A 7,898-nucleotide genomic window follows, 5' to 3' on the forward strand; every position below is an offset into this window, starting at 1 on the left:
CATAAGCACCGCACTTTGCGTGATATGGCCTGCGAACGTTTGCCGGTATGATAGGCGCCCCCGCAGTCTGGATTGCGAATACGCCATGACCTTGCAGTACCCAACCATCGCCGATTGCGTCGGCAACACTCCGCTGGTCCGTTTGCAGCGCCTGCCCGGCGCCACCAGCAACACCCTTTTGCTCAAGCTCGAAGGGAACAACCCGGCGGGTTCGGTCAAGGACCGTCCGGCGCTGTCGATGATCACCCGCGCCGAACTGCGCGGGCAGATCCACGCCGGCGATACGCTGATCGAAGCGACCTCGGGTAATACCGGCATCGCGCTGGCCATGGCCGCCGCGATCAAGGGTTACAAGATGATCCTGATCATGCCGGACAATTCCAGTGCCGAACGCAAGGCGGCCATGACCGCCTACGGTGCCGAGCTGATTCTGGTCAGCCAGGAAGAGGGCATGGAAGGCGCCCGCGACCTCGCTCAGCGTATGGAAGCCGAAGGCCGCGGCAAGGTGCTGGATCAGTTCGCCAACGGTGACAACCCGCAAGCGCACTACACCACCACCGGCCCGGAAATCTGGCGCCAGACTGAAGGTACCATCACCCATTTCGTCAGCTCCATGGGCACCACTGGCACCATCATGGGCGTCTCGCGCTACTTGAAAGAGCAGAACGAGAACGTGCAGATCGTCGGCCTGCAACCGATGGAAGGCTCGGCGATTCCGGGCATCCGTCGCTGGCCTCAGGAATACCTGCCGAAGATTTACCAGGCTGATCGCGTAGACCGCATCGTCGACATGGCGCAAAACGAAGCCGAGGACGTGACCCGTCGCCTGGCGCGCGAAGAAGGTATTTTCTGCGGTGTGTCGTCAGGCGGTGCCGTGGCGGCGATGCTGCGTCTGTCCAAAGAAGTTGAAAACGCGGTGATCGTCGCGATCATCTGCGACCGTGGCGACCGTTACCTGTCGACCGGCATTTTCGACGCGCCCAACTGATGGCCAAGCACGAGAGAGGCCTGCGCTTCCAGCCCACCGGCGGAAGCAAGGCCCCGCAAATCCCGACCGGCAAAAAGCAGCGCCTGACCATCGAGCGCCTGGCGAATGACGGTCGCGGTATCGCGTTTTTCGAAGGCCGTACCTGGTTCGTTATCGGCGCTTTGGCCGGTGAAGAAATCGAGGCGCGCGTGCTCGGCGCCCACGGCAAAGTGGTTGAGGCGCGTACCGAGCGCGTGTTCAAGACCAGCGAACTGCGCCGCCCGGCACCTTGTCCTCATGCCGGCCGCTGCGGCGGTTGCAGCGTGCAGCATCTGCCTCACAACGAACAACTCGCCCTGAAACAGCGCATGCTCGCCGAGCAATTGTCCAAGGTCGCCGGTGTCGAGCCTGAAGAATGGGCCGCGCCGTTGAGCGGCCCGGAATTCGCCTACCGCCGTCGCGCCCGTGTGGCGGTGCGCTGGGACATGAAGGCGAAGAAACTCGAAGTCGGTTTCCGCGCCGCCGGCAGCCAGGACATCGTTGGCATCGATGAATGCCCGGTGCTGGTCCAACCCTTGCAACCGATCATGAGCCGCTTGCCCGAGATGCTTCGGCGTTTGAGCAAACCTCAGGCGCTTGGTCACGTTGAATTGTTCAGCGGTTCGTCTCTGGCGGTTTTGCTGCGGCACATGGCGCCGTTGTCCGACAGTGACATGACCATCCTCAAGGATTTCTGCGCGTTCCATGAAGCCCAGTTGTGGCTGCACGGTGATGGTGAGCCATACCCGGTCAATGCCGAGCAGTCGTTGGGCTATCGCCTGGAACAGTGGGATCTGGAATTGGCGTACCGGCCGGGGGATTTCATTCAGGTCAATGCCGGGGTCAACGAAGCGATGGTGGCCCAGGCGCTGGACTGGTTGAAGCCGCAAGCCGATGAGCGCGTTCTAGATCTATTCTGTGGGTTGGGTAACTTTGCCCTGCCGCTGGCCAAAGCCGTTCGCGAGGTCGTGGCAGTGGAAGGTGTGCAGGTGATGGTCGATCGCGCTGCCGCGAACGCCGCTAGCAATAATCTGCATAACGCGACGTTTTTTCAGGCCGATTTATCCCAGCCTTTGTCCGACGCCGAATGGGCGCGCGAAGGCTTTTGTGCGGTACTCTTGGACCCACCGCGAGACGGTGCTTTCGAGGTCGTGCGCAAGCTGAAGTCCCTGGGCGCCGAACGGTTGGTGTATGTGTCGTGCAACCCTGCAACGCTGGCGCGCGATACCGTTGAATTGATCAAGCAGGGCTACCGGTTAAAACGTGCCGGGATTCTCGATATGTTTCCTCAAACGGCACATGTCGAAGCCATGGCGTTATTTGAAGCGAGCTAGGATGCTCGTCTGGTCCGACTGGCCCGCCCGTGCAGCCGCGCACCAGCCCGACGTGGGCTCACAGGCAACGAAGGTCAGCGATTTTGACGCATTGAATCTGCGTCGTAGGGAAGGTAAGCAAGATGGTACAGGTGAGAGCACACCAGCCGATCAACACCGACGGCAGTATCAATCTCGAGGCTTGGCTCGATCACGCGGTCAGTGTCGATCTGGCACTGGATCGCGAAGCCTTGAAAGAAGCCTGCGAGTACGCTCGCGAGGCCGAACAACAAGCCAATGCGGCGAAGAATTTGTGGTCGGAAGGAAACTCGAGTTTCCGCACCGGCCTTGAGATCGCGGAAATTCTCGCCGACCTCAAACTCGATCAGGATTCGCTGGTCGCTGCGGTGTTGTACCGTGGTGTGCGTGAAGGCCAGATTCAGTTGCCGGCGGTCAGTCAGCGCTTCGGTCCGCTGGTGGCCAAACTCATCGACGGCGTGCAACGCATGGCGGCGATCAGCGACAGCCTGAGCCCGCGTAAATCCATGGTGATGGGCACCCAGGGCCAGGTCGAAAACCTGCGCAAAATGCTGGTGGCCATGGTTGACGACGTACGTGTCGCTTTGATCAAACTGGCCGAACGCACCTGCGCGATCCGGGCGGTGAAAACCGCCGACGACGAGAAGCGCAATCGCGTCGCCCGTGAAGTCTTCGACATCTACGCGCCGCTCGCCCATCGGCTCGGTATCGGTCACATCAAGTGGGAACTGGAGGACTTGTCCTTCCGTTATCTGGAGCCTGACCAGTACAAACAGATCGCCAAGTTGCTCCACGAGCGGCGACTGGATCGCGAGCGCTTCATCAGCGACGTGATGAGCCAGCTGAAAAACGAATTGCAGGCTACCGGTGTCGATGCCGACATCAGCGGCCGGGCCAAACACATCTATTCGATCTGGCGCAAAATGCAGCGCAAGGGTCTGGAGTTCAGCCAGATCTACGACGTGCGCGCCGTTCGCGTGCTGGTGCCGGAAATGCGCGATTGCTACACCGCGCTCGGCATCGTCCACACCTTGTGGCGGCACATTCCGAAAGAGTTTGACGACTACATCGCCAACCCCAAGGAAAACGGCTACCGCTCGCTGCATACCGCAGTAATCGGGCCTGAGGGCAAGGTGCTGGAAGTGCAGATCCGCACCCACGCCATGCACGAAGAGGCCGAACTGGGAGTTTGTGCCCACTGGAAGTACAAAGGCACCGACGTCAAATCCGGCTCCAATCACTACGAAGAGAAAATCTCCTGGCTGCGTCAGGTGCTCGAGTGGCACGAAGAGCTGGGTGACATCGGCGGGTTGGCGGAGCAATTGCGGGTCGATATCGAACCTGATCGGGTTTACATCTTCACCCCGGACGGTCACGCCATCGACCTGCCCAAAGGCGCGACGCCGCTGGACTTCGCTTACCGCGTGCACACCGAAATCGGTCACAACTGCCGCGGCGCCAAGATCAACGGGCGCATCGTTCCGCTCAACTACAGCCTGCAAACCGGTGAACAGGTCGAGATCATCACCAGCAAGCACGGCACGCCGAGCCGTGACTGGCTGAACCCGAACCTGGGTTACGTCACCACATCGCGAGCGCGGGCGAAGATCGTCCACTGGTTTAAATTGCAGGCTCGCGATCAGAACGTCGCCGCCGGTAAAACCCTGCTCGAGCGTGAACTCAATCGTCTCGGTCTGCCGGCCGTGGATTTCGAAAAGCTGGCCGACAAAGCCAACATGAAAACCGCCGAAGACCTGTTTGCCGCCCTCGGTGCCGGCGATTTGCGCCTGGCGCAACTGGTCAACCTGGCGCAGCAACTGGTCGAGCCAGAGCGCGGCAACGAGCAACTGGAACTGATTCCGCGCAAGGCCACCGGTTACAAACCGGGCAAGCGTGGCGACATCCAGATCCAGGGTGTCGGCAACCTGATGACCCAGATGGCAGGTTGCTGCCAGCCATTGCCGGGGGATGCGATCGTCGGTTACATCACCCAGGGCCGTGGCGTGAGCATTCACCGCCAGGACTGTGCTTCGGTGCTGCAACTGGGCGGGCGCGAGCCGGAACGAATCATCCAGGTCAGCTGGGGGCCGGTGCCGGTGCTCACCTACCCGGTGGACATCGTCATTCGCGCTTACGACCGTTCCGGATTGCTGCGTGACGTTTCTCAGGTACTGCTCAACGAGCGGATCAACGTGCTGGCGGTCAACACCCGCTCGAACAAGGAAGACAACACGGCATTGATGTCGCTGACCATCGAGATTCCGGGGCTGGATGCACTGGGGCGGTTGTTGGGCAGGATTTCCCAATTGCCGAACATCATCGAAACCCGGCGTAACCGTACGCCTTGAAGGTGACTTCGATCCATTGTGGGAGCTGGCTTGCCAGCGATGCAGACAGCTCGGTCTCTCTGGAGCATCGAGGTGATGCCATCGCTGGCAAGCCAGCTCCCACAGGTTTTGTGGTGAGACAGAAAAATGACATACAGCCTTGAAGACCTGCTGCACCTGATGAACCGCTTGCGCGATCCGCAGTTCGGTTGCCCGTGGGACATCAAGCAAACCTACGCCACCATCGTCCCGCACACCCTTGAAGAAGCCTACGAAGTCGCTGACGCCATCGAGCGCGGAGACTTCGATCACTTGCAGGGTGAGTTGGGCGATCTGCTGTTCCAGGTGGTTTATTACAGCCAACTGGCCAAAGAAGAAGGGCGCTTCGAATTTGCCGGCGTGGTCGACAGCATCACCCGCAAGTTGATCCGCCGTCACCCGCACGTGTTCCCCACCGGCGATCTGTACGCACCGCTGGATGTCCCGCGTTTAAATGAAGAGCAGGTCAAACAGCGCTGGGAAGAGATCAAGGCTGAAGAGCGCGCGGAGAAATCCAGCGCACCGCAACAACTGTCCTTGCTCGATGACGTCCCCTCCGCGTTGCCAGCGCTGTCCCGTTCGGCAAAATTGCAGAAGCGTGCAGGACAGGTCGGTTTCGACTGGCCGGACGCCTTGCCGGTGTTGGACAAGGTCCGTGAAGAGCTTGATGAAGTGCTTGAAGCCATGTCGGAAAATGATCCCGTGGCAGTGGCCGACGAGATCGGCGATCTGCTGTTTTCCGTGGTCAATCTGGCGCGTCATCTCAAGGTCGATCCGGAAACCGCACTGCGTGGCGCCAACAGCAAATTCGAAAGACGTTTCCGTTTTATCGAACAGGCATTGCGCGATACCCTGCGTCCCATAGAAGATTGCACCCTCGAAGAGTTGGACGCCCTGTGGGGCGAAGCCAAACGTCAGGAAAAGAATTTGCCCAGCTGCGGTTGAGCAGTTGCCTAAGTGAGTAATAAGCACCATGAGCATTTCCCTTCGCGACCAGTTACTCAAAGCAGGGCTGGTCAACCAGAAGCAGGCCAAGCAGGTCAGCAAAGACAAACAGAAGCAGCAACGTCTGGCCCACAAAGGCCAGATCGAACTCGATGATTCCCAGCAGCGTGCGGCTCAGGAAGCCATGGCCGAGAAGGTCAAGCGCGATCAGGAACTCAATCGCCAGCAGCAGGAGAAGGTCGAAGCCAAGGCCCGCGCCGCACAGGTCAAGCAATTGGTCGAAGTGACGCGCCTGCCGAAGCTGACGACCGAGGACTACTACAACTTCGTCGATGACAAGAAGGTCAAGCGCATCTCGGTCAACACCCTGATGCGCAACAAACTCAGCAACGGTTCGCTGGCGATCGTGCACCACGCCGGCGGCTACGAAGTCATCCCGCGTGAAGCGGCCCTGAAGATCCAGGAGCGCGATCCACAGCGTATCGTGCAGCTGAATGTGCAGACCGAAGAAGTCGCTGCCGAGGACGATCCGTACGCGGCCTATCAGATCCCGGATGATCTGATGTGGTAATTGCTACTCTGGTTTACATGTTTGTTAGTACATTGGTTGATTGATTAATTGAACCCGAAAGATTGTGTCGATACGATCTTTCGGGTTTTCTTTTACTTGGATTAATTAATCTTTAATGACTGATTAATTCTTGCGGAGAAAATAAATGGAATAAATTTAATGGATAAGGATATCTTCAATGCTGCTAAGTATCGCTTCGTTACGCCAACCAACATTTAAATCGCAGTTATCGCACCCGCGAATGCCCGAACAATCCATCCTCGATTATCTGGACGATGAACTGGCCGAGCGCGCTTACCTGGTGCGCCGAAAAATCAAGAATGCTGCAAAGGCCGTCCGGGAGAAGCATGGTGAGGCTGCGTGTGTTTTCTTTACCCTGCCTGAGTTTTTCTGGAACATTCCCTGGCATCAGGTTCGCAGTGAAGATGAACTGCACGAGCTGTGCTCTGCTTACCTGGAGAAGGTACCTGAGTGTGTGGCGTTGTTGATCAGCGAACTGCCAGTGGAGCAATACGGCAAGATCGTTTTGCTGGCGGGTAGCTGCGCGACCCTTATCAAGGTCGGAGAGGGTGAGGCGAGCTACTACGATGTCATCAATTATGTGCTGACAATCACCAACAAGGAATATGAGGCAGATATTCCATTAATGTCGATGTGGCCGAAGCGCTATGTATCAGGCATTGATTTTGGTAAACATGTAGGTGCTGAAGACGGCTATTGGTTATTCAAGTTGTTTGACGAAGTTGTAGTCAGGGTAAAGGACGTCAGTAGTGTGCAGGCCGAGCACAGTTATTTCGGTGGATATGAAGGGAAGTTTATCAATAGTCTGGTTCCAGGCTGCCCCTTCGGGATCAACTTATGTCTCGATTATGCAATGTTGAAAGACGGTGAGCGGGACAGGGAAATTGAACTGGCGGGGGCGAAGATCGATTTTCTGATTGCCTGTGGCATGGACTTCAACTACGGCAAACTGCATCCGTCTTCCGTCCAGTACGCGATCCGTAATGACGGCATGGGCGACGGTGAATGCGAAGTGGTGAAACTTGAAGCGGGGCGGATCGTCAGTATTGTCCCTGCGGTGGTGGTCGACGACACCCTTCATCTGTCGGCCATTCACATTACCTGAGCCAGATGGCCCCGGTTGCAGCCTGCCCCTGCGTGGGGGGCAAGCTGCAAGACTGAAGGTTATCCTCAACTGGTGGCGAGTTCGCGTTTGCGCTCGAGCATTTCCAGTTCGGCCTTGTAGTTATGCGCATCGCTCTCGGAATGAAACATACCTACCAGCAGGTCTTGTTGATGCACGTCCCAGATCCGGATACCGGCGGCTACGCCTTCGTGGGACATGTGTGAATCGTCGCGTTCAGTTACTTTTACAGTCATCTGCTAGCTCCAATCTCTGTTATCTGCAGCAAGGCGTGTGCAGGACTCTGTTATAGAGTTTGGTAGCTTGCTAAGTAAATGACGCATTTCCGTAACGGACTTTTGCAAAAACTGAAAAAAACGCGCAGGCCTTGCAGGGCGCGGCATTCGGTCGCAGGGCCTTAAGTTTCATGACAAAAGCTTCATGTTTAGTGCTGAAAATCCTGGCTTGAAATGCATACCTGTAGGAGCCGGCTTGCTGGCGATGGCGATCTCGAGGACACCATCGCCAGCAAGCC

The 7,898-nt window shown here is 57.7% G+C and carries 7 protein-coding genes; 6 read left to right on the forward strand and 1 reads right to left on the reverse strand.

Features of this window, described 5'->3' with window-relative positions:
* The first annotated feature begins 85 nt into the window (after positions 1 to 85).
* The 6 genes from cysM to KGB21_RS27430 all read left to right on the forward strand — a co-directional run bounded on the left by cysM (position 86) and on the right by KGB21_RS27430 (position 7,366).
* The gene (gene cysM / locus KGB21_RS27405; RefSeq protein ID WP_223507296.1) at positions 86 to 988 is read left to right on the forward strand and encodes a cysteine synthase CysM; all 903 of its coding nucleotides are present in this window, start codon (positions 86 to 88) and stop codon (positions 986 to 988) included.
* Entirely contained in the window at positions 988 to 2,340 is a 1,353-nt protein-coding gene (gene rlmD / locus KGB21_RS27410; RefSeq protein ID WP_223507297.1) for a 23S rRNA (uracil(1939)-C(5))-methyltransferase RlmD, read from the forward strand. Before cysM ends, rlmD begins: the two co-directional genes overlap by 1 nt.
* A gap of 122 nt (positions 2,341 to 2,462) precedes the next feature.
* Positions 2,463 to 4,706 carry a GTP diphosphokinase gene (relA, locus tag KGB21_RS27415; RefSeq protein ID WP_034146162.1) on the forward strand — a complete coding sequence of 748 codons (2,244 nt, stop codon included), beginning with the start codon at positions 2,463 to 2,465 and terminating at the stop codon, positions 4,704 to 4,706.
* Between the two features lie 126 nt (positions 4,707 to 4,832).
* The gene (gene mazG, locus KGB21_RS27420; RefSeq protein ID WP_034146163.1) at positions 4,833 to 5,669 is read left to right on the forward strand and encodes a nucleoside triphosphate pyrophosphohydrolase; all 837 of its coding nucleotides are present in this window, start codon (positions 4,833 to 4,835) and stop codon (positions 5,667 to 5,669) included.
* Positions 5,670 to 5,697: 28 nt separating this feature from the next.
* The gene (locus tag KGB21_RS27425) at positions 5,698 to 6,240 is read left to right on the forward strand and encodes a DUF2058 domain-containing protein (RefSeq protein WP_034146164.1); all 543 of its coding nucleotides are present in this window, start codon (positions 5,698 to 5,700) and stop codon (positions 6,238 to 6,240) included.
* A gap of 178 nt (positions 6,241 to 6,418) precedes the next feature.
* Positions 6,419 to 7,366: a hypothetical protein gene (locus KGB21_RS27430; RefSeq protein WP_034146165.1), complete on the forward strand. Its 948-nt coding sequence runs from the start codon at positions 6,419 to 6,421 to the stop codon at positions 7,364 to 7,366.
* 65 nt (positions 7,367 to 7,431) lie between these two features.
* Here the strand turns inward: KGB21_RS27430 and KGB21_RS27435 are convergent, their stop codons facing one another.
* A complete protein-coding gene (locus KGB21_RS27435; RefSeq protein WP_034146166.1) occupies positions 7,432 to 7,620 on the reverse strand; it encodes a hypothetical protein in 189 nt (62 codons plus the stop codon).
* Positions 7,621 to 7,898 lie beyond the last annotated feature (278 nt).

It is taken from the genome of Pseudomonas sp. GL-RE-29 (assembly GCF_019947275.1).
Lineage (GTDB): Bacteria > Pseudomonadota > Gammaproteobacteria > Pseudomonadales > Pseudomonadaceae > Aquipseudomonas > Aquipseudomonas fluorescens_A.